Here is a 25,228-nt window from a genome sequence, read left to right on the forward strand (position 1 = left end):
AATGGGTGCTTATCTGATCCGCCGCTTGCTGCTGGTTATCCCGACGCTGTGGGCCATCATCACGATTAACTTTTTCATCGTCCAGATTGCCCCTGGCGGGCCGGTGGATCAGGCTATCGCCGCCGTGGAATTTGGCCACAGCGGGGGAATGCCCGGTGGCGGCGGTGAAGGGATGGGCGCGAGTCACGCAAGGACCGGCGTGGGCAATATCAGCGAAAGCCACTACCGCGGCGGGCGCGGGTTAGATCCAGAGGTGATCGCCGAGATCACCCATCGCTACGGCTTTGATAAACCGCTGCATGAGCGTTATTTCAAGATGCTCTGGGATTACGTGCGCTTTGATTTTGGCGATAGCCTGTTTCGCAGCGCATCCGTGCTGACGTTAATTAAGCAAAGTCTGCCGGTTTCCGTCACCCTTGGTCTGTGGGGGACGTTGATTATCTATCTGGTCTCCATTCCGTTGGGCATTCGAAAAGCGGTCTATAACGGCAGCCGCTTTGATATCTGGAGCAGCACGTTCATCATCATCGGCTATGCGATTCCAGCATTTCTGTTTGCGGTTCTGCTTATCGTCTTTTTCGCCGGGGGGAGTTATTTCGATATTTTCCCGCTCCGGGGATTGGTGTCAGCTGATTTCAGCACCCTGCCGTGGTATCAAAAAATCACCGATTATTTCTGGCACATCACGCTGCCGGTGCTCGCGACGGTTATTGGCGGTTTTGCAGCGCTGACGATGCTGACCAAAAATGCCTTCCTTGATGAAATCCGCAAACAGTATGTTGTCACCGCGCGTGCAAAGGGCGTGGGTGAAAAACAGATCATGTGGAAGCACGTTTTCCGCAACGCGATGCTGCTGGTGATTGCCGGATTCCCGGCCACCTTCATCAGTATGTTTTTTACCGGCTCGCTGCTGATAGAGGTGATGTTCTCCCTGAACGGTCTGGGACTGCTGGGCTATGAGGCCACCGTCTCGCGCGATTACCCGGTCATGTTTGGCACACTCTATATTTTCACCCTGATTGGCCTGCTGCTGAATATCATCAGTGATATCAGCTATACGCTGGTCGATCCCCGAATCGATTTTGAGGGCCGCTGATGCCGCGTTTAAGCCCCGTCAACCAGGCCCGCTGGGCACGCTTTCGCCACAACCGACGCGGCTACTGGTCGCTGTGGATCTTCGCCGTGCTGTTTATCTTAAGCATGTGCGCCGAGCTGATTGCAAACGATAAGCCGCTGCTAGTGCATTTTAACGACCGCTGGTATGTGCCTGTGTTGAACAACTACAGCGAGAGTGATTTTGGCGGCCCGTTTGCGACCCCGGCTGAATATCAGGATCCGTGGCTTCGCGATCAAATCGACACGCACGGTTGGGCGCTCTGGGCACCCATTCGCTTTGGCGCAAACAGCATAAACTTTGCCACCTCAACCCCCTTCCCTTCACCTCCCTCCGCGCAGAACTGGCTGGGAACCGACGCGAACGGCGGTGACGTGCTGGCACGCATTCTCTACGGCACGCGGATCTCCCTGCTCTTCGGGCTGATGCTGACGCTCTTTTCCAGCGTGATGGGCGTCGTCGCGGGTGCCGTTCAGGGCTATTACGGCGGGAAGCTCGATCTCTGGGGGCAACGCATCATTGAAGTCTGGTCGGGTATGCCAACGCTGTTTCTGATCATCCTGCTTTCCAGCGTAGTGCAGCCTGGCTTCTGGTGGCTGCTGGGGATCACCGTCCTGTTTGGCTGGATGGCGCTGGTGGGCGTGGTGCGTGCGGAATTTCTGCGCACGCGGAACTTTGACTATATCCGCGCCGCACAGGCGCTGGGGGTCAGCGATCGGGCGATTATTATCCGCCATATGCTCCCCAACGCCGTGGTCGCAACCCTGACCTTTCTGCCCTTTATTTTGTGCAGCTCCATCACCACCCTCACCTCGCTTGATTTCCTTGGTTTTGGGCTGCCGCTCGGCTCGCCATCGCTCGGCGAACTGTTGCTGCAAGGCAAGAACAATCTTCAGGCGCCGTGGCTTGGCATCACTGCGTTTCTCTCAGTGGCCGTGCTGCTTTCGCTGCTGATCTTTATTGGCGAAGCCGTGCGCGATGCCTTTGATCCCGACAAGGCGGTATAGATGACGCAACCTCTTCTGAGCATTGAAAACCTGTCTATTGCCTTTTCGAAACAGGGCGAGACCCGCACGGTGGTGAATGACCTGTCACTGCAGATCCAGCGCGGCGAAACGCTGGCGCTGGTAGGGGAATCGGGTTCCGGTAAGAGCGTTTCGGCCCTCTCCATCCTGCGTCTGCTCCCTTCCCCGCCGGTCAGCTATCCGCAGGGTGACATTCTGTTCCACGGCAGTTCGCTGCTACATACGGATGAGCAAACCCTGCGCGGGATCCGCGGCAATAAGATTGCCATGATATTTCAGGAGCCGATGGTCTCGCTCAACCCGCTGCATACGCTGGAAAAACAGCTCTACGAAGTGCTGTCACTCCACCGGGGCATGCGCAAAGAGGCGGCGCGGGGTGAAATTCTCGATTGCCTTGAACGCACGGGCATTCGCAATGCCGCCAAACGGCTGACCGACTTTCCGCACCAGCTCTCCGGTGGGGAACGTCAGCGCGTGATGATCGCCATGGCGCTGCTGACGCGCCCTGAGCTGTTGATCGCCGATGAACCGACAACGGCACTGGACGTGACGGTTCAGGCGCAGATATTGACGCTGCTGCGGGAACTGCGTGACGAGCTGAACATGAGCCTGCTGTTTATTACGCACAATCTGAGCATCGTGAGAAAGCTGGCTGACAGCGTGGCGGTGATGCAAAACGGACGATGTGTGGAGCAAAATACGGCGGCCTCGCTGCTGACGGCACCTCAACACCCCTATACGCGACGCCTGCTCAACAGCGAACCCTCCGGCGATCCCGTTCCCCTGGATGCCGACAGCGAGCCGCTGCTGCGCGTTGAGGGGCTGGGCGTTTCTTTTCCCGTTCGTAAAGGCATTTTACGGCGCGTTGTCGATCAGAACCCGGTTCTGAAAGATATCCGCTTCTCTCTGCGTCCGGGTGAATCGCTGGGGCTGGTTGGTGAGTCGGGTTCTGGCAAAAGCACCACCGGTCTTGCGCTGCTGCGCTTAATCGCCTCGCAGGGTGAGATCCTCTTTGACGGCATGCCGCTGCACACCCGGAACCGTCGCCAGATGTTGCCCGTGCGTCCACGCATGCAGGTTGTTTTTCAGGATCCTAACTCCTCGCTTAACCCAAGACTGAGTATTTTGCAGATTGTCGAAGAGGGTTTACGCGTTCATCGTCCCACGCTGAACGCTGAGCAACGCGAAAAAGAGGTCATGCTCGTCATGGCTGAAGTGGGATTAGATCCCGCCACGCGCCACCGCTATCCTGCAGAATTTTCCGGCGGTCAGCGCCAGCGCATCGCGATTGCCCGCGCGCTGATCCTGAAACCTGAGTTGATCATTCTTGATGAACCCACCTCTTCGCTGGACAGAACCGTACAGGCGCAGATCCTGACGCTGTTAAAAGGGTTACAGGAAAAGCATCGGCTGGCCTATATCTTCATCAGCCACGATTTACAGGTGGTACGGGCGTTGTGCCATCAGGTGATTGTGTTGCGGCAGGGAGAAGTCGTCGAGCAGGGAGAGTGCCAGCGCGTATTCACTGCGCCGACGCAGAGCTACACGCGCCAGCTACTGTCAGCAGACTAGCGCTCAGAAAGGATATTGACCAGAGAAAGGCTCGGCAATCGCCACGCCGAAGTTTTTCAGACGGCAGGTGGCAGCAAATTCATCCTGGCTGTTCACAAACAGGCAAGGCTCGCCTTCGCATTCCAGCACGGAGCTATCCACTTCGATATCCGTCAGCGCCTGACTGAGGCGCTCCATGACCGGCCAGGCATTTTCGTCGCTCGGACTCAGCAGTTTGAGCGCAACCAGACAATTCTCGCACCCTGCGCCGCTTTGCGGAATCGGTTCAACTTTCGAACCTGCAAAACCCGCCGACCAGCGATAGCTCTGGGGCAAGCGATGGACAATGGAGAGTTGTAATGTATTCACGTTCGTTCCCCGGAAGCAAAATTACTTCACAATTTATTTACATTTATAGTAACACATGATTGCAAGCCTGCACTCTTTAGCGGTTTTTATAGGCATTGCAGGCTCGCGTGGGCGCTATATGTACCCGTTTCTGCGATCTAACTCAACCTTTTTAAATACAATGATGTGACTTTTTACATAAATAGATTTTACATAAAAGAAACAAACACAGGGTAAACGAACAGCGCTTTGGTTGATATGCATCAACAAAAAGGCCCGATTCGGGCCTTCAGTGTGCTTTAGTGAGCGGCTTTACGCGGCCGACTGGCATAAAGATAGAAGAGAATGGAGCTGGTTGCGCAGAAAGCGATTGCCCACAACATCGGCCATGCGGTGTTAAACGTGGCCATTGAGAGCAGCGCCCCTACGATAGCGCCAATCCCAAAGCGGAACGTCCCCGCCAGTGACGACGCCGTGCCTGCCATATGCGGGAATTCGTCAAGGATAACCGCCATCGCGTTGGAAGAGATCATCGATACGCAGCCGACAAACGCCGCTACGCCCACCACCAGCGCCCAGAAGCCAATCCCCAGGAACGCGCTCACCACCATCCATAAAGCCATAATGAACTGGATCCACAGCCCGGCGCGGAACATATTGATCGCCCCTACCCGCCGAACAAAGCGGCTGTTGATGATGGTCATAACAAACAGGAACACGATGTTCAGCGCAAAGTAATAACCAAAGTGCTGCGGTGAAACGTGATTAAGTTCGATATAAACAAACGGCCCGGCGCTCAGGAAGGAGAACATCCCGGCAAAGCTGAAGCCGCTCGCCAGCATGTAGCTCAGCACGCGCTTATGGCGAAACAGCGAGGCGAAATTCCCCATTGTGGTACGAATGTGGAACTTCTGTCGACGTTCGACGGGCAGCGTTTCATCAATAAAGAAGAAAATCATCGCCGAGGCCAGCAGCGCGGCAACCGCCAGGATCCAGAAAATGGCGTGCCAGCTGAACCACACCAGCACGGCACCACCGACCATCGGTGCCACAAGCGGCGCAATGGTGGTGACCAGCATGACGAACGACATCATGCGTGAGAACTCTTCTTTCGGGTAGACATCGCGCATCAGGGCGTTGATCACCACGCTCGCGGCGGCGGCGGCCAGACCGTGGAAAAAGCGCATGATAATCAGCTGATCGATACTCTGCGCCAGCGCACAGGCGACAGCTGCGCCCGCAAAGACCAGCGTTCCGCCCAGGATAACAGGCTTGCGCCCGAGGCTATCCGCCATCGGCCCATACAGAAGCTGACCGATAGCAAAACCGAGAATATAGGTACTGAGCGTCATCTGCGCGCTGCCCGCCGGTACGCCAAACTGCGCGGAAATCACTGGCAACGCGGGCAGATACATATCGATGGAGAGCGGCATCAGCATCGCCAGCAGGCCAAGGATGAAAACGATCTTGAAAGATGAGTGTGGCCTGGTGGTCACAGAGTTCTCCTGAAATTTAGCGTGAAGGCAGACCGACGCTGGCGATCTCTTCTTCCGTTAACGGACGGTATTCGCCTGGCTCGAGTTCCGGATCAAGCTCAATCGCACCAATACGTTCACGATGCAGGCCCACAACGTGGTTGCCTACTGCGGCGAACATCCGTTTCACCTGATGATATCGACCTTCGCTGATGGTCAGACGTACTTCCGTCGGGGTGATGACTTCAAGCACCGCCGGTTTGGTCAGATCTTTTTCATTATGCAGCTGAACGCCTTTGGTGAATTGCTCTGCCGTGTCATCCGATACCGGCGACTCCAGCGTCACCCGATAGGTTTTCTCGCAGTGATGGCGCGGAGAGGTGATGCGGTGAGACCACTGACCGTCATCGGTCATCAGCACCAGACCGGTGGTATCGATATCCAGACGGCCCGCGGCATGCAGCTTGTGCGCCACTGGCTCATCGAGGAAATAGAGCACCGTCGGGTGGTCCGGATCGTCCGTTGAACAGACGTAGCCTTCCGGTTTGTTGAGCATGAAATAGCGCGGACCGTGCTGCTGGGTCAGCGGATTGCCATCATATTCAACCTGATGTTCAGGCTGGAGTTTGAAAGCGGTGTCTTTCACAATGTCGCCATCCACGGTAACGCGGCTGGCGCGAATTTCGCGCCCGGCAATAGCGCGGCTTACGCCGAGTTGCTGAGCGATAAACTTATCAAGTCGCATGAAATCTTTTTAGCCTTAGTGGTGCTGGAAGTCGGACAACGCGCCCGAAAAAGAAGCAGTCAAGAAGGGTTCAGTATAATGGTCTGGTTGCGCCACTCAAGGGAAAAAGTTTCGTGGCATACTATCTATACCCTAAATAATTCGAGTTGCATGAAGGCGGCAAAGGAGTGAATCCCTGGGAGCTTACATAAGTAAGTGACCAGGGTGAACGAGTGCAGCCAACGCACAGGCAACTTGAAGTATGACGGGTATATGTGCGGAATAACGAAACCGAGACACCATGACTTTTACACTTCGCCCCTATCAGCAAGAAGCCGTCGACGCTACCCTCGCCTGGTTCCGCAAACATCGGGAACCGGCAGCCATCGTGCTCCCGACAGGTGCAGGCAAAAGCCTTGTCATCGCCGAGCTGGCGCGTCTGGCACGCGGGCGCGTGCTGGTGCTGGCGCACGTTAAAGAGCTGGTGGCGCAGAACCATGCCAAGTATTGTGCGCTTGGACTCGAGGCCGATATTTTCGCCGCCGGGCTGAAGCGCAAAGAGAGTCACGGCAAAGTGGTGTTTGGCAGCGTGCAGTCTGTTGCCCGTAACCTGGATCTGTTTCGCAGCGAATTTTCACTGTTGATTGTCGACGAGTGCCACCGCATCAGCGATGACGACGACAGCCAGTATCAGCAAATCCTGACGCATCTGAAAGAGGTGAACCCTCACATACGGCTTCTTGGCCTGACGGCCACGCCGTTTCGTCTGGGTAAAGGCTGGATTTATCACTTCCATTATCACGGCATGGTGCGCGGAGACGAGAAAGCCCTGTTCAGCGACTGCATTTATGAGCTTCCGCTGCGCTACATGATTAAACATGGCTATCTGACGCCGCCGGAGCGGCTGGATATGCCGGTCGTTCAGTACGACTTCAGCCGCCTGCAGGCGCAAAGCAACGGGTTATTCAGCGAGGCCGATCTTAATCAGGAGCTGAAAAAACAGAAGCGCATTACCCCACACATCATCAGCCAGATTGAAGAGTTTGCGCAGACGCGCAAAGGGGTGATGATCTTTGCGGCCACCGTTGAGCATGCGCGAGAAATTACCGGATTGCTGCCCGCTGACGACGCGGCACTGATCACCGGGGAAACGCCCGGTCCGGAGCGCGACGACCTGATTGACGCCTTCAAAGCGCAGCGGTTTCGCTATCTGGTCAACGTGTCGGTGTTAACCACCGGGTTTGATGCGCCGCACGTTGACCTGATTGCTATTTTACGCCCGACCGAATCGGTGAGTCTCTATCAGCAGATAGTCGGCCGCGGCCTGCGCCTCTCGCCGGGAAAAACCGACTGCCTGATTCTGGATTACGCCGGGAATCCGCACGATCTGTACTCCCCTGAAGTCGGCACACCGAAAGGCAAAAGTGACAACGTGCCGGTCCAGGTGTTTTGTCCCGCCTGCGGGTTTGCCAACACCTTCTGGGGAAAAACCACCGCTGACGGTACGCTGATCGAACACTTTGGCCGCCGCTGTCAGGGCTGGTTTGAAGATGATGACGGGCATCGCGAGCAGTGCGATTTTCGTTTCCGCTTTAAAAACTGTCCGCAGTGCAATGCCGAAAACGATATTGCCGCCCGTCGCTGCCGGGAGTGCGACACGATCCTGGTCGACCCTGATGACATGCTTAAGGCTGCGCTGAAGCTGAAAGATGCACTGGTGCTGCGTTGTTCCGGCATGGCGCTTCAGCCCGGAGCGGATGAAAAAGGCGAGTGGCTGAAAATCACTTACTACGATGAGGATGGCGCAGACGTCAGCGAGCGTTTCCGGGTGCACACACCGGCGCAGAGAACGGCTTTTGAGCAACTCTTTATCCGCCCGCACACCCGCACGCCGGGGGTGCCGCTGCGCTGGATAACCGTTGCCGATATCGTTCATCAGCAGGCGCTGCTGCGCCACCCGGATTTCGTTGTCGCCCGCAGGAAAGGCCAGTTCTGGCAGGTGCGTGAGAAGGTCTTCGACTACGAAGGACGCTTCCGCCGGGCAAATGAATTGCGCGGTTAACGGGACTTTTCGTTGATGTGAGGGGCATTTGAGTATAAAATGCCGCCCGCTTCACATCCGTGAGGCAGAACACTCACCTGCTGCTGGGTCGCCTGTAGCAGGGTTTTAAATACAGAGAGAAATCAATGTTCACTATCGAAGCAGAAGTACGTAACGTGCAGGGTAAGGGTGCGAGCCGCCGCCTGCGTAACGCTAACAAGTTCCCGGCTATCATTTACGGTGGCGAAGCTGCTCCAGTTGCAATCGAACTGGATCACGACAAAGTGTGGAACATGCAGAACAAAGCTGAATTCTACGGCGAAGTTCTGACCCTCGTTGTTGGCGGTAAAGAAGAAAAAGTGAAAGTTCAGGCTGTACAGCGTCACCCGTTCAAGCCAAAACTGACTCACATCGACTTCGTTCGCGCGTAATCGCAAACTTGTCGAGAAAAACCCCGCAGCTGCGGGGTTTTTTTATGGCGGTTATTTACCGCCAGAGGTTCGACGCTGAAGCTGATCGCGCAGGTTCGGCGGCGTACCTTTGATGGTCAGGGTGTCGGTGGCCGGATCCCAGAAGATGCGTTCCCCCAACAGCATGGCGTCAAAGTTGATGGTTAATCCACCGCCGCTACCGGCAAATTTGGTGAGCTGACGCAGCGTACTGCGATCCGCCGGGAAGCTCTCTTCCAGTTCATAGCCTTTTTCAGCCGTAAATTCCTGGAAGCTGACTTCGCTCACACCTGCCAGCTCTTTTGACAGTGATTCCAGCTCAATCTCTTCGCCTGCCTGCAGCTGCTCGTTGCAGTAGCTGTAAACCTGCTGACGCACGGTCTGACGCTCGGATTTATCGAGCTGCGCTTCCGCCGTAAAATCATCAACCGCCTGCAGCAGACCTTTGTTCTGCGCTTTGGCGTTCAGACCTTCGCTGGCGCCGAGGAAGTCCATAAAGAAATCGGCGACTTTGCGCCCCACGCGCCCTTTCAGGAAAGTCAGATAGCGGGTCGATTCCGGATTGGTTTCCCACTCGGTCAAATCGATACGCGCCACGATATCCGCATGGTTGATATCCAGGTAGTGCGTCGAGCTGATGTCCAGCTGCTCGTTCACGCGCATGCTGCTTAAGTTATTCAGCACGGTCACCAGCAGGTATTCCACCGCCAGGTAACGGTATTGGCAGAACAGGACGATACCGCCATCGGCGAACGGATATTTTGCCAGCTCGTCACGCAGACGCCCGGTTGCGGCACGGCTGAATGCCAGGAAATCCTCTTCGCCCTGACGCTGAAGACGCAGGCTATCCGCCAGTTCGCTCTCTTCGCTGAACAGACCATAGGCTTTATTTTTAGCACTGTAGACGCGGTGCAACTCCGCCATCATTTCCACAACGGTCGCCGTGGGTTCAAGTAACGAATCGCGCAGCACCACTTCAAGGGTTTGCTCATCACGCTTGATAAGCTGGTGCAAGGCAATCTGGTTGATTTCCAGACTCATGATAAACTCTCCTTTTAGACCGGGCGGTATTCAACCACCACCAGCGCATGTGTGCAACAGAAGATAAAAAAGGGGAAAAAAAGCTGTTGCTACGGTAATATGTCGCCCTTCTCTCAACAAACTGATTTTGATTTATGCCACAACATTCCCGCTACAGTGACGAACACGTTGAACAACTGCTCAGTGAGCTGGTCAACGTACTGGAAAAACATAAAACGCCAACCGATCTCTCCCTGATGGTTTTGGGAAATATGGTTACCAACCTTATCAACACCAGCGTTGCTCCGGCTCAACGTCAGGCGATCGCCAAATCTTTCGCCCAGGCACTGCAGTCCTCGGTTAGCGACGACCAGGCACACTAAGGGAAACGAACAACAGTTTATGGTGACGAATCGTCAGCGCTACCGTGAAAAAGTCTCCCAGATGGTCAGCTGGGGGCACTGGTTTGCCCTGTTCAACATTCTGTTGGCGATAGTTCTCGGCTGCCGTTATCTGTTTGTGGCGGACTGGCCAACCACGCTAATCGGACGTGTTTACTCCTGGATAAGCCTGGTCGGTCACTTTAGCTTTCTGGTATTCGCCACCTATCTGCTCATCCTGTTCCCTCTGACGTTTATCGTCATGTCGCAGCGTCTGATGCGGTTCTTGTCCGCCATCCTTGCGACCGCGGGCATGACGCTTTTGCTGATCGACAGCGAAGTCTTTACCCGTTTCCACCTGCATCTCAACCCTATTGTCTGGGAACTGGTCATTAACCCCGATCAGAACGAGACCGCACGTGACTGGCAGCTGATGTTTATCAGCGTGCCCATTATTCTTCTGATTGAGATGCTGTTCGCCACCTGGAGCTGGCAGAAGCTGCGAAGCCTCACCCGGCGGCGCCATTACGCGAAGCCCGTTGCCGCGCTCTTTTTCGTCTCATTCATCAGTTCGCACCTCATGTATATCTGGGCGGATGCGAACTTCTATCGTCCTATCACCATGCAGCGCGCAAACCTGCCGCTCTCGTATCCGATGACGGCACGTCGTTTCCTTGAGAAACACGGTCTGCTGGATGCGCAGGAGTATCAGCGCCGCCTGGTCGAGCAAGGTAATCCGGAAGCGGTCAGCGTGCAGTATCCGCTGAGCGATTTGCGCTATCGCGACATGGGCCGTGGGCAAAACGTTCTGTTGATCACCGTTGATGGTCTGAACTATTCGCGCTACGAGAAGCAGATGCCCGCACTGGCGGCGTTCGCGGATAAGAACATCACGTTTACGCAGCATATGAGCTCGGGCAACTCAACCGACGCGGGTATTTTCGGCCTGTTCTATGGGATATCGCCGAGCTACATGGATGGCGTACTCTCTTCACGCACGCCAGCAGCATTGATTACCGGGCTTAATCAGCAAGGGTATCAGCTGGGGCTGTTCGCGTCCGATGGCTTCAACAGTTCGCTTTACCGCCAGGCTCTGCTCTCTGATTTCTCACTGCCTGCCGCGCAGAGCCAGTCTGACTCCCAGACGGCAAACCAGTGGATTAACTGGCTGCAGCGCTACGCTCAGGAAGATAACCGCTGGTTCTCCTGGGTTGCGTTTAACGGCACAACGGATGACAGCAATCAGAAAGGCTTCACCCGTCGTTACACTCGTGCGGCAGGTGATGTTGATGCACAAATTGCGCGCGTGCTGACCGCCCTGAACGACTCGGGCAAGCTGGATAATACGGTGGTGATTATCACTGCGGGCCATGGCGTACCGCTGGGCGACGATATGGAGAGCATGGCCTGGTCACGTCCGAACCTGCATGTACCACTGATCATTCACTGGCCGGGTACCCCTGCGCAGCGCATTAATATGCTTACCGATCATAAAGATGTGATGACCACATTGATGCAGCGCCTGTTGCACGTCAGCACGCCAGCTAACGAGTACTCTCAGGGGCAAGATCTCTTTAGCGCCACTCGTCGGCACAACTGGGTAACTGCCGCAGGTGGCAATACGCTGGCGGTCACGACGCCTGAGCTGACGCTGGTACTGAACAGTAACGGCAGTTATCAGACCTATAACCTGAAGGGCGAGAAGCTGAAGGACCAAAAACCGCAGCTCAGCCTGCTGTTGCAGGTTCTGACGGACGAAAAACGGTTTATCGCTAACTGATTAATAATAAACCAGTTAGCGCGTTCTTCCCCTTGCATTCAAAAAGGAATCGAGTAGTATTCCTTTCATGCGTCGGCACGTAGCGCAGCCTGGTAGCGCACCGTCATGGGGTGTCGGGGGTCGGAGGTTCAAATCCTCTCGTGCCGACCAAAAACTTTCTAAACCAGCCTTCCGGCTGGTTTTTTATTGCAGCTCGTCCGGCGTTTTATGCAAGTAAACCAGCGTAGCCAGACAAATCACCGCCCCGGCATAAAACGTATATTCTGCGCCTGCTGTTTCCCAGATCGCTCCTGCCCCCACGCTGGCAATAAGCAAGCCAACGCCACTGACCATACTGAAAATGCCGTAGGCGGTGCCGCGTAAATCCGCTGGTGCGGTTTTCGCTATCATTGCGGCCAACAGCCCCTGGGTCATCCCCATGTGCAAGCCCCACAGCGCGACACCTAAAATAATCCCGCCCCAATGGGAACTTAACGCCAGCACAACGTCGGCACCTATCAATACCACCAACCCCCACTGCAGCAGCCGGGTGTGGCTCATTGAGTCTGAGAGCTTGCCAAAAGGATATGCTGAAAGGAAATAGAGCAGGTTCATGGCCACCATCACCAGGGGGATCAATGCCAGCGGGACGCCCGACTGCTGCGCGCGAAGCACCAGAAACGCTTCACTAAAGCGAGCCAGAGTGAAGACGGCCCCCAATCCAATTACCCACCAGCAGCCTTTGCCCAGCCGCTTCAGGTTCTCTTTTTTAATCGGATTGGTTCGCTTATGTTCGACAGGGGTTTTCGGTTCACGAAGACCGAAGAAAAGTAACGCTACGGCGAGTACGCCGGGGATCACGGCGATCCAGAATATGGTGCGAAAATCGTCGTTCCACAGCAGCATTAACCCGACGGCCAGCAAGGGGCCAAGAAATGCACCGATGGTATCCATAGACTGGCGCAGACCGAACGCCGCACCGCGCAGTTCGGGCGGCGTCACGTCAGCGACCAGCGCGTCCCGCGGTGCGCCGCGGATGCCCTTCCCCACCCGGTCGATTAATCGTGCCCCCAGAATCATGCCGGATGATGAGGCGATAGCGAACAGCGGTTTGCTCAGCGCGCCCAGCCCGTAGCCCAGAACGGCCAGCCCTTTTCGCTTGCCGAGATAGTCGCTGATTGCACCGGAAAAGACTTTAATAAACAGCGCAGTGGCTTCTGCTAAACCTTCAATAAGACCGATGAAAATCACGCTGGCACCGAGCGTTGTGACCATAAACAATGGCAGCAGGCTGTGAATGATCTCCGAGGAGATATCCATCAACATACTGACTCCCCCCACAACCCAGACTCCTTTCGGGATCCGGCTGAGCGTTGCAAACCGGGATAACATCGGGCATCTCCTGCTTTCTGTAGAACAATCTCGTTCGAAACAGAATATCCTGGAAATGCGAATAAATATCATCAGACATAAAAAAAGCCAGCCCGAAGGGCTGGCTTGCTTCTCGCCGATAAAGGATCAGTGCTTATCGCGCCCGCCCAGGAAGAAAATACCCAGCGGAATGGCAAGCAGAACGGTGAACACCAGGCTGTAAACAAAGATCATCGCCGATTGCAGAACGTACATGCTGGTCGTCCATGCAGAGAGGGGAATGTTGTACTGTTCAATGACGCCAACAATGGTTGCCCGTCCAACGCATGCAGCGGCAATCATAAACACAACCAGCAGCGCCAGCAGGAATTTACGGCCTTCAGGTGTTTTCAGTTTTGCGCGAACCATCTCTCTTCCCTTTACAGATGAATAACATTATCTGACGCTTAAAATAACACGATCTCCCCACCGACTCCACACCAGCATTAAAAACCATTTTTAATGCAAAAATACAGTTTATTACACTGCTCACAATGAAAATATAAGTAAATCACTCCAGTTATTCATGGTGGTTATGTTAATCTCGGCAGGATCGTTTTGACTTAAAGGAATGACTGTGAAAAACGCACCTAAATTTGCTATCGCTCTTATCGCCGCCTGTGTCAGCACCGGGGCTTTCGCCAGCAACACGCAAAGTGAACAGCCGCTTGAGAAAGTCGCGCCGTATCCGCAAGCGGAAAAAGGGATGAAGCGTCAGGTAATTCAGTTACCGGCGCAGCAGGAAGAAGCAAACTTTAAAGTCGAGCTATTAATCGGCAAGACGCTGGAAGTAGACTGCAACCAGCACCGTCTGGGCGGTCAGCTGGAAAGCAAAACCCTGGAAGGCTGGGGTTACGACTACTATGTTTTCGACAAAGTGACGTCGCCGGTTTCCACCATGATGGCCTGCCCGGACGGCAAGAAAGAGAAGAAATTTGTCACCGCGTATCTGGGCGATAACAGCCTGCTGCGCTACAACAGCAAGTTGCCGATCGTGGTCTATACGCCTGAAAACGTGGAAGTGAAGTATCGCGTGTGGAAGGCAGATGAGACCGTCGGACAAGCGGTAGTACGTTAAAAATAAGTCGGGTGGCGGCTTCGCCTTACCCGACCCGGAAAGGGGGCGTTCTGGTGCCCTCACCCCAACCCTCAGCCCACCGGGAGAGGGAGAAAACACTAAAAACGGTAACGAATGTTACCGTTTTGCTTTTACCTTACAGCGCGATATCCGCAACCGGTTTGTTTTCCGCCTGAGGCTTCAGCTCCGCTTTTGGCGCAGCATCCGCAGCCTGCGGCTTCACGTACTGCAGCTGCAGTACACGGCTGGTGTACTCCAGCTCCTGCTCTGTCGCATCCACGTTACCGTTTAGCTTCGTACCGTAAGATGGAATGATGGTTTTCAGTTTCGCCTGCCATTCCGGGCTGGCGACTTTGTCTTTAAACACTTTTTCCATCAGGTGCAGCATGATTGGCGCAGCGGTAGACGCACCCGGTGACGCACCCAGCAGCGCGGCAATGGTGCCGTCCTTATCGCTTACCACTTCGGTACCCAGACGCAGCACGCCGCCTTCTTTCGGATCGCGCTTGATGATCTGTACGCGCTGACCCGCCTGCCATAAACGCCAGTCTTCTTTCTTCGCCTGCGGATAGTACTCTTTCAGCGCCGCGAAACGATCGTCATCAGAGAGCATCACCTGGCTAATCAGGTATTTCACCAGATCGAAGTTATCCAGCCCCACGTCCATCATTGGCTTCACGTTAGAGGTAGTGGTTGCGCTGAGCAGATCCCACAGGGAGCCATTTTTCAGGAACTTGGTGGAGAAAGTCGCGAACGGCCCGAACAGCACGACGCGTTTGCCATCAAGCATACGGGTGTCGATGTGCGGAACGGACATCGGTGGCGCGCCCACGGAAGCCTGACCGTACACTTTCGCCAGATGACGGTTCACCACTTCCGGGTTTTCAGAGACCAGGAACTGGCCGCCGACCGGGAAGCCCGCATAGTCGTCAGCTTCAGGAATACCAGACTCCTGCAGCAGCTTCAGCGCCGCACCGCCCGCACCGATGAAGACAAATTTCGCCTTGATCACGTGTTCGGCTTCATTGTTTTTCAGATCGGCAACGGTCACGCTCCAGCTGTTGTCCGCGTTGCGCTTAAAGCCGCGCACTTCGGTGCTGAGCTGCAGATTGAAGTTCTCTTTTTTCTTCAGAGACGCGACCAACTGACGGGTAATTTCACCGTAGTTGACGTCAGTACCAATTTCGGTACGGGTCGCCGCCACTTTCTGATTCGGGTCACGACCTTCCATCACCAGCGGCGCCCACTCTTTGATCTGGGCATGATCTTCAGAGTATTTCATCCCGCGGAACAGCGTGCTCTGCTGCAACGCGGCGTAGCGCGCGCGCAGGAAGTTGACGTTCTGGTCACCCCACACAAAGCTCATGTGCGGTACGGTGTTGATGAAGGAGTGCGGATCGTGCATCACGCCGCTGTTAACCTGGTGAGACCAGAACTGGCGCGAGATCTGGAACGCTTCGTTGATCTCTACCGCCTTCTCGATACTAATGGAACCGTCCTTTTTCTGTGGCGTATAGTTCAGTTCCATGAGTGCCGAGTGTCCGGTACCGGCGTTGTTCCAGCCGTTAGAGCTTTCCTGCGCCACGCCATCGAGGCGTTCAACCATGGTCATGGACCAGTCCGGCTGCAGTTCGTGCAGATACGTTCCCAGCGTGGCGCTCATGATACCGCCACCAATTAATAGGACGTCCGTTTCCTGCTCTTTGGGTGCGTCTGCTTTCGCCGCCATTGAGACGGTGTTAAGCCCCACGGCCAGAGAAAAGAGCATGGCAGTCATTTTTTTCATAATTTATGCCTTAGTGTAAAAGTGCTTGATGCGTGGAAATTGCAGGTGAAAAACGCTGCGGTGGCACGGTAACAACTTTTAAATATTGTTTAAAGGTTACGAAATTATTGTAATTGTGAAATTTAATGATGGATTGTTTGTAGGGGATTACGCTTGCAACTGGCAATCACTGAATTTTGTGGATACTATGCTGCACTTTGTGATCGCGCGCACGGAAGCCTGCCCTAACCAGCGAACTGTTATGTCCTTACTCCATTCTGCTGTTTCCCCCGAAGACCGCGTAGCTAACGTGCTGCGCTCCCCTAAGCTGCTGACGCGTGAAATGCTGGCGGGCGTGATCACCGCTCTGGCGCTGATCCCCGAGGTCATCTCATTTTCCGTGGTGGCGGGCGTTGACCCGAAGGTCAGCCTAATCGCCTCCGTGGTGCTGTGTTTTGCCCTGTCTGTACTCGGTGGTCGTCCGGCAATGGTCACGGCCGCGGCCGGTTCCGTGGCGCTGGTCATTGGCCCGATGGTGCATCAGCATGGCGTACAGTACATCCTTCCCGCCGTGCTGATGGCTGGCGTGATTCAGATTCTGTTTGGCGTACTGGGCATGGCAAGACTGATGCGCTTTATACCTCAGTCGGTCATGACCGGATTTGTTAACGCCCTGGGCATTTTGATCTTCTTCGCACAGGTGCCGCATTTCTGGAGCCGAAGCCCGCTGATTGTAGGCCTGTTCGTGCTGACGCTGCTGATCGTGCTGTGGGTGCCGCGCTATATCAAAAGCATCCCTTCTCCGCTGATTGCGATTGTGCTGTTAACCTTGTTCACCGTTTCAACCGGTCAAATCCTGCCGACAGTGGGGGATGAAGGCTCCATGAGCGGCGGATTGCCGGGGCTTACCGAGCTGCTGGTTCCGCTCAATGTGCAGACGCTGAGCATTATCTGGCCGTGCGCGTTGAGCATCGCGTTTGTCGGCCTGCTGGAATCCCTACTGACGGCAAAACTGGTGGATGAACTGACCGCAACGCCGTCGAGCAAACGCCGTGAGAGCATCGGTCTGGGCGTGGGGAATATTCTGTCTGGCTTTTATGGCGGCATTGCGGGCTGCGCGATGATCGGACAAACCATCGTCAACGTGGAGATGGGCAAAGGCCGAAGCCGTATTTCAACGCTTGCGGCGGGCATCGTGCTGCTGATCCTGGTGACGGCGCTTAGCGACGTGATGGCCAAAATCCCGATGGCGGTGCTCGCGGGGATCATGGCGATTGTCGCCGTTAAAACCTTCAGCTGGCACAGCCTTCAGCCTGCAACGGTAAAAAATGCCCCGATAGCGGAAACGGTCGTCATGCTGGTCACCGTTGCCGCCACGGTATCAACCGGTAATCTGGCGATTGGCGTGCTGGGCGGGATTATCGTCATGGTACTGCTTCCCGCCCGCATTAAGCGTCGGGCTATAGAAGAAAAATCGTCGCCAGCCCAAGAAAAATAAAGAAACCACCGGTATCGGTGATGGCGGTAATCATCACGCTCGACCCCACCGCGGGGTCGCGCCCCAGTTTGGTCATCGTCAGCGGGATAATCACTCCCATTATCGACGCCACCAGCAAGTTCATCACCATCGCCAGCATCATCACGCCACCCAGCGCCATATCGTCGTACAACCACCAGGTGATGCCGCCCATAATCCCGCCCCACACCAGGCCGTTAATTAGCGCGACGCCCATCTCTCTAAAAATGAGCCACGAAAAGTTACCAGGCTGAATGTTTTCCAGCGCCAGCGCGCGGACAATCATGGTGATGGTCTGGTTTCCGGTGTTGCCGCCAATCCCGGCCACAATCGGCATCAGCGAGGCCAGCGCCACCAGCTGCGAAATGGTGTGCTCAAAGCCGTCAATCACGCGGGAGGCGATAAACGCGGTACAGAGGTTAACCGCCAGCCACGCCCAGCGGGTTTTCACCGCCTTGCCGACCGAAGCATGGACGTCATCTTCCGCGCTGATCCCCCCGAGCGCGCGCAGGTCGTTGTCGGTCTCTTCATAAACCACGTCAACGATCTCATCGACGGTCAAACGCCCCATCAGTTTGCCGACGGAATCCACGACCGCCGCGCTCACAAGGTCGTCACGTTCGAAGGTTCGTGCCGCTTTTTCCGCATCGTCTTCCGGGGAGAAGACCATCGGCTCGGTCTCCATCACCTCGCTCACCCGCCGCTGGGTGCTGTTCAGCAGGATGGTTTTCAGCTCCAGCTCGCCGAGCAGCGTTTTGTCCCGGGAGGTAACGAACAGTTTATCGGTGTTGTCCGGCATACTGCCCAGACGTCGCAAATAACGCTGCACCGTACCGAGCGTGACGTCAGGACGCACCGTGATGACGCCGAACTCCATGATCGCGCCGACGCTGTTTTTCTCGTAGTGCATCACCTGACGTACGCGCGCGCGTTCATCGGCAGGCAGTGACGCCAGCAGGCGTCCGGTCAGGTTTCGAGGCAGATGCTGAACCAGGTAAATCTGCTCGTCGATATCCAGCGTTTGCAGGGCATCGAGAATGTCCCGGTCGCTCATCTCGTCGATCAGGTCTTCCCAGACGTTTTCGGAGGCCTCAAGCAGCACCTGTCCGCGCTCGTGATCCTGCACCAGACGCCACAGGGCGTGGCGTTCTTCCGAGGGAAGCGCTTCCAGCGTATCCGCCAGATCCGGCGGGGGTAAATGAGCAACCAGCGCACCTACCTCAGCAATATCGTCGGCCAGGGTGCCGACATCATATTGCTCAGCCAGGGTCAGTTTGCCTAATAGCGCAGAAGTGACCGCTTTATCGGTCGTGAGAAGCCAGATAAGTCGCGCACGCTCCTGGTCACGCTGTCTGGCGCTGTTTTTCTTTAATACCGACATCAATCATAAATCCATTAAATGAGTTGGCATTAAGCATAGCGCGGGGATATGTAAATAAGAATAAACAACGGGGCGAGGTGGAGAAAAAAACGGCATATCGTACAAATCATTGTGCCCGGCGGCGCTCCGCTTGCACGGGCCTACAAAATCGTAGGCCGGGTAAGGCGAAGCCGCCACCCGGCACATTGGCATCAGGCCGTGCGCGCCACCGCGTCACGCGATGCTGCATCGCGCTCGTCGCCGGTCAGCTCGCTCAGCTTACCGTCGCGCATCTCCAGCAGACGGTCGGCGTGAATGAAGTAATGATCGTCGTGGCTGATGGCGAAAATGGTTTTGCCCATCTCCTGCATCAGCGGCAGCAGCACCTGGTAAAACTCGCGGCGGAAATGCGGATCCTGATCTGCCGCCCATTCATCCAGCAGGATGATGTCACGCTCTTCCGCCAGGGCCAGCAGCAGCGCCACGCGCTTTTTCTGCCCTTTCGAGAGCTTAAGGTTCAGGATCTTGCCGCCCTGAAGCTCAAGCTTGTGCGACATCTGCAGATACCCAAGCCACTTCTCCACCAGCGCTGGATTGGCCTGCTGGCCTTCCGGCCCCAGCAGTTGATCAAACAGCCAGACGTCGGTAAATACCGCCGAGAAAAGCTTGCGGTAATCCTCCGGTTTCTCTGCGCTCAGCGCCTTACCGTCCAGCAAAATCTCGCCTGACTGCGGCTGATAAAGCCCGGTCAGCAACATCGCCAGCGTGGATTTGCCGCTGCCGTTGCCGCCAATCAGGAACAGCAACTCGCCGCGGTGAATCGTCAGGTTAACCGGCCCCACGGAGAAGGCGTTGTCCTGATAGCGGAACGTAACGTTACGCAGTTCCAGGGTCTGCCAGTTCGGGAAAGCCTGCGGACGCGGAAATTCAGCCTTAAACGGCGCGAGGTCGAACTTCTTAAGCTTGTTAAACGCCACCTGCGCACTTAGCAAGGTTGGCAATGCGCCCACAGCCGAGAGCAGCGGCGTGCGCAAAAACAGCAGCGTCAGCGAGTAGGTTGCCGCCACGTTGGTATCAGCCCACCCCAGACTGTTCGCCATCCAGAACACCAGGCCAATGGCACCTAGCATCATGATGTTCGACCAGTTCACCGCGCTCAGGTGGAAGGTATCGGCGCGAATGATGTGATGCCGGTATTCGCGCGCATCCGGGATATAGAGATTATTGAAGATATGCTCGGCGCGCTCGCGGTTCAGGGTCAGCTCTTTGCGCCCTTCCAGCACCGTCTGATAATCGTTGTAAAGTTTATCTTCGGTTTCGCGCAGTACCGCCATATGTTTGTAGACACGCGACACCAGCAGGAACCCGCCCCAGATGGTGATGACAATCCACAGCGCGGTTACTGCCAGCATTTTAGTGGAGAGCCAGGCAAGATAGGCCGCCGAACCGAAGGTCAAAATGATACCTTGCACGAGTTCAGGCAGACGCACAAAGGCAATGGTAATCGCACGCACGTCGCTGGTTAGCCCTGCCAGCAGGGAGGCACTGCCGAGCTGCTCCACGCGCTCAACCTGCGTGTCGAGGATCCGCTTGATAAATTCACTGCGCAGACGGAAAACGAAGTGGTGGCCGAGCGCGGTCAGGGCCAGCTGTGAACCAAGCGTAACCGCCATCAGCAGCAGCAATAAACCCAGGAATTCCGGCAGAACGGCCAGCGAGGTGTCGACCATTTCAATCAAACGGACGTTGATAAAGGCGATCAGGCCGATACCCAGCGCGGCGCTGGCAAGGCTTAACGCCATCACCGCAATAAAAGGCCAGCGATACTGACGCCAGACAAGAAGAAGTAGTTGCATGCAGAGCAATCCGGACAAGAAAATCAGCCCGCAGTGTAAACTGCCTTGCGTGTACATCAAGAATAATTCTTATTTTTATTCGCCATAAGACGCCTGACGGAACGTCAGGTTAAAGCGAAATGCCCCCGTTTGCGGGTGAACACCGGGTTTAAGCGGTTGAATGCCGTGATAAAAGAGCCTCGACTCGCCGCCCCAGACCACCACATCGCCGTGCTCCAGCATCAGACGCTTAAGCGGATCGTTACGACGTAATCCACCAAACTGGAAGACAGCGGGCAGACCCAGAGAGACCGAAACGATAGGCGCGCGCAGATCCGGCTCATCCTTATCCTGATGCAGCGACAGTTTTGCCCCGACGGCATAGCGATTGATCAGACAGGCATCCGGCTGAAAATCGGCATATCCGGCGGCAACCGCAGCCTCGTGGCAGAGTCGCTGAAACGCATCCGGCATCGGCGGCCACGGCCTTCCGGTGGTAGGATCATTCGGTGCATACAGGTATCCGCGTTCGTTGGTCGCCCAGCCGAGTTGACCGCAGTTGGTCATCGCCACCGACATGGTATACCCACCCGGCGTCACCATATGGCGAAATGGCGAGACGGCCGCCACCTCATCAATGCCTGTCAGTAACGCCGCTGCGCGGGAAAGCGCAAAGCGGCGCAGGATCACCGCCCCCGCCGCCAGCGGCTCCTGCCAGGGCTCCGCATCGGCAAAAAGATCGAGCATTATTCCTCCCGGCGGCTCGCCTCACGTTTAAGCAATATCGCTTTTCGTGCCGTCCCCCAACGATAACCCGAAAGCGCCCCGTCGTTTCGCACTACGCGATGGCAGGGAATGACGATCGCCAGTTTGTTTGCTGCGCAGGCACCTGCCACGGCGCGTACGGCATTGGGTTTACCCATCGCCTGAGCCACCTGTTGATAACTTGCCGTCTCACCACAGGGTATCGCGCGCAGAGCCTGCCAGACCTGCTGCTGAAAAGCGGTACCGCGAATATCCAGCGGCAGCGCAAGCGGTACGTCGCGGTTATCAATACTGGCAATCACCTGCTGGATGCGCTGCGCGAACGGACCTTCAAGCACTTCTCGCTCCGCACGGGGAAACAACGTCAATAGCTCCCTTTCTAAGGTCGCATTGTCGTCACCCAGCAGGATTGCGCAGATCCCGCGCTCGCTTTCGCCAACCAGACAACGCCCCAGGGAACAGTCGCTGATGGCGTAACGAACCGCGACATCCCCGCTGCGGTACTGCTTCGCCGTCATCCCCAACGCCTCATCGGCTTTCCGGTAATAGCTGCTGCTATCGGGAAACCCAGCCGCCAGTACAGCGTCGGTAATTTTATCCCCCTGCGCCAGCGCGCTGCGCAGACGCTGTTCCCGCACGGCCTGCTGCCAGGCTTTAGGCGTCATGCCGGTCACGGATTTAAACAGACGGTGGAAATGGAAAGGACTGCTGGCAACCTTTTGCGCCAGCGCCTCCAGCGTTAACGCCGGATCCTGCTCCAGCAGACGGCAGGCCTGTTCAACCTTCGCCAGCGTCTGCTGATGTGGGTTGAGCTTGTCCGGCATACAGCGTTTGCAGGGGCGAAAGCCGTCATGAACAGCGTGCTGAGCGTCAGGATAGAAGCGGACATTTTTACGCAGCGCGTGGCGGGCACGACAGGACGGGCGGCAATAAATCCCCGTCGTCTTAACCGCAAAGACAAACTGATTATCGGCGCGAGGATCGCGGCCAAGCACGGCTTGCCAGCGATCTTCATCGGTAGTAAAGGTTACGTTTTTCATCATCGGCTCCTCTTACAAGCATAATCCTACCTTGCCCGAGTGCCACCGAACAAAAACCCGCAACCTTGCTTTTTAATTTTTTTCGCTCACCAGGAAGCCAGTAAACTGCGGCGAGCTCCAGGTTTTGAATTCCTCGCCCTCTTTGGTGATCATGTAGACCGCGAGCTGTTCCTGCCGCGCCACCTCTTTGGCCTTTTCCGGGCCGAGAACCATCAGGCCGGTATCCCAGGCATCCGCTTCCAGTGCCGTCGGCGCGATCACCGTAACCGACACAAGATTATGGGTAATCGGACGGCCGGTCTGCGGATCGATGACATGCGAAATGCGTTTGCCGTCGAGCTCATAATAGTTTCGATAGCTTCCCGAAGTACTGATCCCGTGGCCGTTGATATCCACAATCGCCTGCACCGCGTTTTGCCGATCGGTGGGTTTTTGAATGGCCACCCGCCACGGTTTGCCGCTGGCGTTCATCCCCCGGCTGACGAGCGCACCGCCCACCGAGACCAGATAGCGCGAAATGCCTTCCCGCTCCATCAGCGCCGCAAGATGATCTGCCGCATACCCCTCACCTACCGTGGAGAGATCGACAAAGAGATCGGGAATGTCTTTTTGCAGATATTGTTGGCCGTACTGGTTAATGACCGTCAGGTGTTGCAGCCCGGTGCGCGCGCGCGCGTCATCAATCGCCGCCTGGTCTGGCGTGGTCACGGGCTGCTTGTTGGGGCCAAATCCCCACAGATTCACCAGCGGCCCGACGGTCACGTCCATCGCGCCGTTGGTTTTATACCCCACGCGCATCGACTCCGTCACAATATCGGCCATGGCTTCACTCACCGGCCACAAAGAGGTGCTGGTTGAAAGGTTAAAACGCATGAGCGCTGAGTCGTTTTTATAGGTTGAAAGCAGCTGGTCGTCAGCGTCGAGCTGGGACTGAATTTTGCCGCGAAGTTCGTCAGCCCGCGCCGTGTCGAGATGCATGACGCTCACGCGCCAGAAGGTGCCCATCGTTTTCCCTTCCAGCACCGTCGCCGCTGGCGCGTCAGTTTGTGCTGAGGGTGCAGGCGCGTCACACGCTGTCAGGAAAAAAAACGTAGCCAGAACGCTGGCGCGTAAAAAAGTCATATCCATTCATTATTATCCTCATGCCAGGGCGGCAAGAGTACACCAAAATGGTCTCGTTGTAAGACCCAAAAAAAGGGGCCAGAAGGCCCCTTAGTCACGCAATGAAGCGATTAGAACTGGTAAACCAGACCCAGCGCGACGACATCGTCAGTGCTGATGCCAGCGCTACGAGTGAAGTCGTTCTCGTCCAGCAGGTTGATTTTGTAATCAACATAGGTGGACATGTTTTTGTTGAAGTAGTAGGTCGCGCCCACGTCAACATATTTCAGGATATCCTGGTCGCCGTAGCCGTTTTCCAGATCCTTACCTTTAGACTGCAGGTAAGCCACGGATGGACGCAGGCCGAAGTCGAACTGGTACTGTGCAACCACTTCGAAGTTCTGTGCTTTGTTAGCCCAGCCCAGATCGCCCGCGCGGGTCGCGTTGTAGGTCTGGGTGTACTGTGCAGCCAGGTAGAGGTTGTTCGCATCGTATTTCAGGCCACCGGTGTAGGTGTCAGCACGATCGCCGGTACCGAAGCCCATGTCGTTCTGGGAGTTGGTACGTTTAGAGCTGGTCAGAGCAGTACCGATACCGAAGCCTTCGCCCAGATCGTAAGTGATAGAACCACCGTAGCCATCACCGTTCTGACGGAGTGCAGAACGACCGTTGTTGGTCTGATCTTCACCGCTTACGCTACCGTTTTTACCCTGATACTGCAGCGCGAAGTTCAGGCCATCAACCAGACCGAAGAAGTCCTGGTTACGGTAAGTCGCGAAGCCATTACCACGCTGCTGCATGAAGTTGTCAGAACCGTAGGTGTCGCCGCCGAATTCTGGCAGTACGTCAGTCCAGGAAGTGACATCGTAAACAACACCGTAGTTACGACCGTAATCGAAAGAACCCGCGTCAGCAAATTTCAGACCCGCGAACGCCACACGCGTCCAGGAGTTGTTTTCGTTTTCGCCGGAGTTACCCTGAATCTGGTATTCCCACTGGCCGTAACCGGTCAGCTGGTCATTAACCTGAGTTTCGCCCTTGAAGCCAAGACGCATGTAGGTCTGGTCGCCGTCAACGCTGTCGTCATCAGAGAAATAGTGCAGACCATCAACTTTGCCGTACAGATCTAATTTGTTGCCGTCTTTATTATAAATTTCAGCCGCATTTGCTGCGCCTGCTACCAGCAGTGCTGGTACCAGGAGGGACAGTACTTTAACTTTCATTTTATTAACCCTCTGTTATATGCCTTATTATTGCCACTGCTTACTGATTAACCCTCTTAACCAGTCGGCAACTTCATTCTCCTCAAAAATACAGAATAATCCAACGGGAATATGATACGAAAACTTTGAAGATGTTTCATTTCTCTACCAAGGTGTTTCAATTTGTAAATTTCAAGGAACTTTTACAAAGCACTGAGGGTTTAAAAATATAGCACTAAAAATCAAACCAAAGATATATTATCTAAAAAT

At 55.5% G+C, this 25,228-nt stretch carries 22 protein-coding genes and 1 tRNA gene; 10 read left to right on the top strand and 13 right to left on the bottom strand.

Going from position 1 to position 25,228, the window contains the following annotated elements; translation table 11 throughout:
• The first annotated feature begins 1 nt into the window (after position 1).
• Genes N2K86_RS14940 through yejF form a run of 3 tightly spaced genes read left to right on the top strand, consistent with a single transcriptional unit; the run spans position 2 to position 3,711 of the window.
• Positions 2-1,096, top strand: a complete 1,095-nt coding sequence (locus N2K86_RS14940; RefSeq protein ID WP_042714263.1) for a microcin C ABC transporter permease YejB — start codon at positions 2-4, stop codon at positions 1,094-1,096.
• The gene (locus N2K86_RS14945) at positions 1,096-2,121 is read left to right on the top strand and encodes an ABC transporter permease (protein WP_260659130.1); all 1,026 of its coding nucleotides are present in this window, start codon (positions 1,096-1,098) and stop codon (positions 2,119-2,121) included. The genes N2K86_RS14940 and N2K86_RS14945 overlap by 1 nt, the downstream gene beginning before the upstream one ends.
• Positions 2,122-3,711 carry a microcin C ABC transporter ATP-binding protein YejF gene (yejF, locus tag N2K86_RS14950; protein WP_260659131.1) on the top strand — a complete coding sequence of 530 codons (1,590 nt, stop codon included), beginning with the start codon at positions 2,122-2,124 and terminating at the stop codon, positions 3,709-3,711.
• A gap of 3 nt (positions 3,712-3,714) precedes the next feature.
• Here the strand turns inward: yejF and N2K86_RS14955 are convergent, their stop codons facing one another.
• The 3 genes from N2K86_RS14955 to rsuA all read right to left on the bottom strand — a co-directional run bounded on the left by N2K86_RS14955 (position 3,715) and on the right by rsuA (position 6,258).
• Positions 3,715-4,059, bottom strand: a complete 345-nt coding sequence (locus tag N2K86_RS14955; RefSeq protein ID WP_010433471.1) for a YejG family protein — start codon at positions 4,057-4,059, stop codon at positions 3,715-3,717.
• 278 nt (positions 4,060-4,337) lie between these two features.
• On the bottom strand, positions 4,338-5,534 hold the full coding sequence (locus tag N2K86_RS14960; RefSeq protein WP_260659132.1) for a Bcr/CflA family multidrug efflux MFS transporter: 1,197 nt from the start codon (positions 5,532-5,534) through the stop codon (positions 4,338-4,340).
• A gap of 16 nt (positions 5,535-5,550) precedes the next feature.
• The gene (gene rsuA / locus N2K86_RS14965) at positions 5,551-6,258 is read right to left on the bottom strand and encodes a 16S rRNA pseudouridine(516) synthase RsuA (protein ID WP_260659133.1); all 708 of its coding nucleotides are present in this window, start codon (positions 6,256-6,258) and stop codon (positions 5,551-5,553) included.
• 280 nt (positions 6,259-6,538) lie between these two features.
• Here rsuA and N2K86_RS14970 point away from each other — a divergent pair, with 280 nt between their 5' ends.
• Positions 6,539-8,299: a DEAD/DEAH box helicase gene (locus N2K86_RS14970; protein WP_260659134.1), complete on the top strand. Its 1,761-nt coding sequence runs from the start codon at positions 6,539-6,541 to the stop codon at positions 8,297-8,299.
• 125 nt (positions 8,300-8,424) lie between these two features.
• Entirely contained in the window at positions 8,425-8,709 is a 285-nt protein-coding gene (rplY, locus tag N2K86_RS14975) for a 50S ribosomal protein L25 (RefSeq protein ID WP_260659135.1), read from the top strand.
• Between the two features lie 51 nt (positions 8,710-8,760).
• Here rplY and yejK read toward each other — a convergent pair whose 3' ends face one another.
• Positions 8,761-9,768, bottom strand: a complete 1,008-nt coding sequence (gene yejK / locus N2K86_RS14980; protein ID WP_260659136.1) for a nucleoid-associated protein YejK — start codon at positions 9,766-9,768, stop codon at positions 8,761-8,763.
• Between the two features lie 134 nt (positions 9,769-9,902).
• Between yejK and N2K86_RS14985 the strand changes: the two genes are divergently transcribed.
• From N2K86_RS14985 to N2K86_RS14995, 3 genes are all read left to right on the top strand, one after another.
• A complete protein-coding gene (locus N2K86_RS14985) occupies positions 9,903-10,130 on the top strand; it encodes a YejL family protein (protein ID WP_001135586.1) in 228 nt (75 codons plus the stop codon).
• A gap of 19 nt (positions 10,131-10,149) precedes the next feature.
• Positions 10,150-11,907, top strand: a complete 1,758-nt coding sequence (gene yejM / locus N2K86_RS14990) for an LPS biosynthesis-modulating metalloenzyme YejM (protein ID WP_260659137.1) — start codon at positions 10,150-10,152, stop codon at positions 11,905-11,907.
• 73 nt (positions 11,908-11,980) lie between these two features.
• Positions 11,981-12,057: transfer RNA gene (locus tag N2K86_RS14995), tRNA-Pro, on the top strand.
• Between the two features lie 33 nt (positions 12,058-12,090).
• On the opposite strand, the gene N2K86_RS15000 is transcribed toward N2K86_RS14995, so the two are convergent.
• Both N2K86_RS15000 and N2K86_RS15005 read right to left on the bottom strand, forming a co-directional pair.
• The gene (locus N2K86_RS15000) at positions 12,091-13,278 is read right to left on the bottom strand and encodes an MFS transporter (protein ID WP_260659138.1); all 1,188 of its coding nucleotides are present in this window, start codon (positions 13,276-13,278) and stop codon (positions 12,091-12,093) included.
• 126 nt (positions 13,279-13,404) lie between these two features.
• Entirely contained in the window at positions 13,405-13,665 is a 261-nt protein-coding gene (locus N2K86_RS15005) for a DUF2534 family protein (protein WP_010433451.1), read from the bottom strand.
• A 202-nt stretch (positions 13,666-13,867) separates the two neighbouring features.
• On the opposite strand from N2K86_RS15005, the gene eco reads away from it, so the two are divergent.
• Complete coding sequence (eco, locus tag N2K86_RS15010; RefSeq protein WP_108416617.1) at positions 13,868-14,374, top strand: serine protease inhibitor ecotin; 507 nt, start codon at positions 13,868-13,870, stop codon at positions 14,372-14,374.
• Between the two features lie 136 nt (positions 14,375-14,510).
• Here the strand turns inward: eco and mqo are convergent, their stop codons facing one another.
• Positions 14,511-16,160, bottom strand: coding sequence for a malate dehydrogenase (quinone) (mqo, locus tag N2K86_RS15015; RefSeq protein WP_260659139.1), 1,650 nt, complete (start codon positions 16,158-16,160; stop codon positions 14,511-14,513).
• A gap of 187 nt (positions 16,161-16,347) precedes the next feature.
• Between mqo and N2K86_RS15020 the strand changes: the two genes are divergently transcribed.
• Positions 16,348-17,637: a SulP family inorganic anion transporter gene (locus N2K86_RS15020; protein ID WP_260659140.1), complete on the top strand. Its 1,290-nt coding sequence runs from the start codon at positions 16,348-16,350 to the stop codon at positions 17,635-17,637.
• Here the strand turns inward: N2K86_RS15020 and mgtE are convergent.
• The 6 genes from mgtE to N2K86_RS15050 all read right to left on the bottom strand — a co-directional run bounded on the left by mgtE (position 17,600) and on the right by N2K86_RS15050 (position 24,979).
• Positions 17,600-19,036, bottom strand: a complete 1,437-nt coding sequence (gene mgtE, locus N2K86_RS15025; protein WP_260659141.1) for a magnesium transporter — start codon at positions 19,034-19,036, stop codon at positions 17,600-17,602. The genes N2K86_RS15020 and mgtE overlap by 38 nt on opposite strands.
• A gap of 191 nt (positions 19,037-19,227) precedes the next feature.
• Complete coding sequence (locus N2K86_RS15030) at positions 19,228-20,871, bottom strand: multidrug ABC transporter permease/ATP-binding protein (protein ID WP_260659142.1); 1,644 nt, start codon at positions 20,869-20,871, stop codon at positions 19,228-19,230.
• A gap of 75 nt (positions 20,872-20,946) precedes the next feature.
• Complete coding sequence (gene alkB, locus N2K86_RS15035) at positions 20,947-21,597, bottom strand: DNA oxidative demethylase AlkB (protein WP_260659143.1); 651 nt, start codon at positions 21,595-21,597, stop codon at positions 20,947-20,949.
• Positions 21,597-22,655 carry a bifunctional DNA-binding transcriptional regulator/O6-methylguanine-DNA methyltransferase Ada gene (gene ada / locus N2K86_RS15040; protein WP_260661702.1) on the bottom strand — a complete coding sequence of 353 codons (1,059 nt, stop codon included), beginning with the start codon at positions 22,653-22,655 and terminating at the stop codon, positions 21,597-21,599. Before ada ends, alkB begins: the two co-directional genes overlap by 1 nt.
• A 72-nt stretch (positions 22,656-22,727) precedes the next feature.
• On the bottom strand, positions 22,728-23,783 hold the full coding sequence (gene apbE / locus N2K86_RS15045; RefSeq protein ID WP_260659144.1) for an FAD:protein FMN transferase ApbE: 1,056 nt from the start codon (positions 23,781-23,783) through the stop codon (positions 22,728-22,730).
• A gap of 104 nt (positions 23,784-23,887) precedes the next feature.
• Positions 23,888-24,979 carry a porin OmpC gene (locus N2K86_RS15050; protein ID WP_126816609.1) on the bottom strand — a complete coding sequence of 364 codons (1,092 nt, stop codon included), beginning with the start codon at positions 24,977-24,979 and terminating at the stop codon, positions 23,888-23,890.
• Between the last annotated feature and the right edge of the window lie 249 nt (positions 24,980-25,228).

Source organism: Enterobacter mori, from assembly GCF_025244905.1.
GTDB lineage: Bacteria > Pseudomonadota > Gammaproteobacteria > Enterobacterales > Enterobacteriaceae > Enterobacter > Enterobacter mori_A.

What these genes read in the sequence shown, in the direction of transcription:
- ada (WP_260661702.1), bottom strand. Translation starts at nt 22,655, where the DNA reads ATGAAAAACGTAACCTTTACTACCGATGAAGATCGCTGGCAAGCCGTG.
- rplY (WP_260659135.1), top strand. Translation starts at nt 8,425, where the DNA reads ATGTTCACTATCGAAGCAGAAGTACGTAACGTGCAGGGTAAGGGTGCG.
- eco (WP_108416617.1), top strand. Translation starts at nt 13,868, where the DNA reads ATGACTGTGAAAAACGCACCTAAATTTGCTATCGCTCTTATCGCCGCC.
- N2K86_RS15030 (WP_260659142.1), bottom strand. Translation starts at nt 20,871, where the DNA reads ATGCAACTACTTCTTCTTGTCTGGCGTCAGTATCGCTGGCCTTTTATT.
- yejM (WP_260659137.1), top strand. Translation starts at nt 10,150, where the DNA reads ATGGTGACGAATCGTCAGCGCTACCGTGAAAAAGTCTCCCAGATGGTC.
- N2K86_RS14985 (WP_001135586.1), top strand. Translation starts at nt 9,903, where the DNA reads ATGCCACAACATTCCCGCTACAGTGACGAACACGTTGAACAACTGCTC.
- mqo (WP_260659139.1), bottom strand. Translation starts at nt 16,160, where the DNA reads ATGAAAAAAATGACTGCCATGCTCTTTTCTCTGGCCGTGGGGCTTAAC.
- rsuA (WP_260659133.1), bottom strand. Translation starts at nt 6,258, where the DNA reads ATGCGACTTGATAAGTTTATCGCTCAGCAACTCGGCGTAAGCCGCGCT.
- apbE (WP_260659144.1), bottom strand. Translation starts at nt 23,783, where the DNA reads ATGGATATGACTTTTTTACGCGCCAGCGTTCTGGCTACGTTTTTTTTC.
- N2K86_RS15020 (WP_260659140.1), top strand. Translation starts at nt 16,348, where the DNA reads ATGCTGCACTTTGTGATCGCGCGCACGGAAGCCTGCCCTAACCAGCGA.
- N2K86_RS14940 (WP_042714263.1), top strand. Translation starts at nt 2, where the DNA reads ATGGGTGCTTATCTGATCCGCCGCTTGCTGCTGGTTATCCCGACGCTG.
- N2K86_RS14970 (WP_260659134.1), top strand. Translation starts at nt 6,539, where the DNA reads ATGACTTTTACACTTCGCCCCTATCAGCAAGAAGCCGTCGACGCTACC.
- N2K86_RS15005 (WP_010433451.1), bottom strand. Translation starts at nt 13,665, where the DNA reads ATGGTTCGCGCAAAACTGAAAACACCTGAAGGCCGTAAATTCCTGCTG.
- yejK (WP_260659136.1), bottom strand. Translation starts at nt 9,768, where the DNA reads ATGAGTCTGGAAATCAACCAGATTGCCTTGCACCAGCTTATCAAGCGT.
- N2K86_RS15000 (WP_260659138.1), bottom strand. Translation starts at nt 13,278, where the DNA reads ATGTTATCCCGGTTTGCAACGCTCAGCCGGATCCCGAAAGGAGTCTGG.
- alkB (WP_260659143.1), bottom strand. Translation starts at nt 21,597, where the DNA reads ATGCTCGATCTTTTTGCCGATGCGGAGCCCTGGCAGGAGCCGCTGGCG.
- N2K86_RS14945 (WP_260659130.1), top strand. Translation starts at nt 1,096, where the DNA reads ATGCCGCGTTTAAGCCCCGTCAACCAGGCCCGCTGGGCACGCTTTCGC.
- N2K86_RS15050 (WP_126816609.1), bottom strand. Translation starts at nt 24,979, where the DNA reads ATGAAAGTTAAAGTACTGTCCCTCCTGGTACCAGCACTGCTGGTAGCA.
- mgtE (WP_260659141.1), bottom strand. Translation starts at nt 19,036, where the DNA reads ATGTCGGTATTAAAGAAAAACAGCGCCAGACAGCGTGACCAGGAGCGT.
- yejF (WP_260659131.1), top strand. Translation starts at nt 2,122, where the DNA reads ATGACGCAACCTCTTCTGAGCATTGAAAACCTGTCTATTGCCTTTTCG.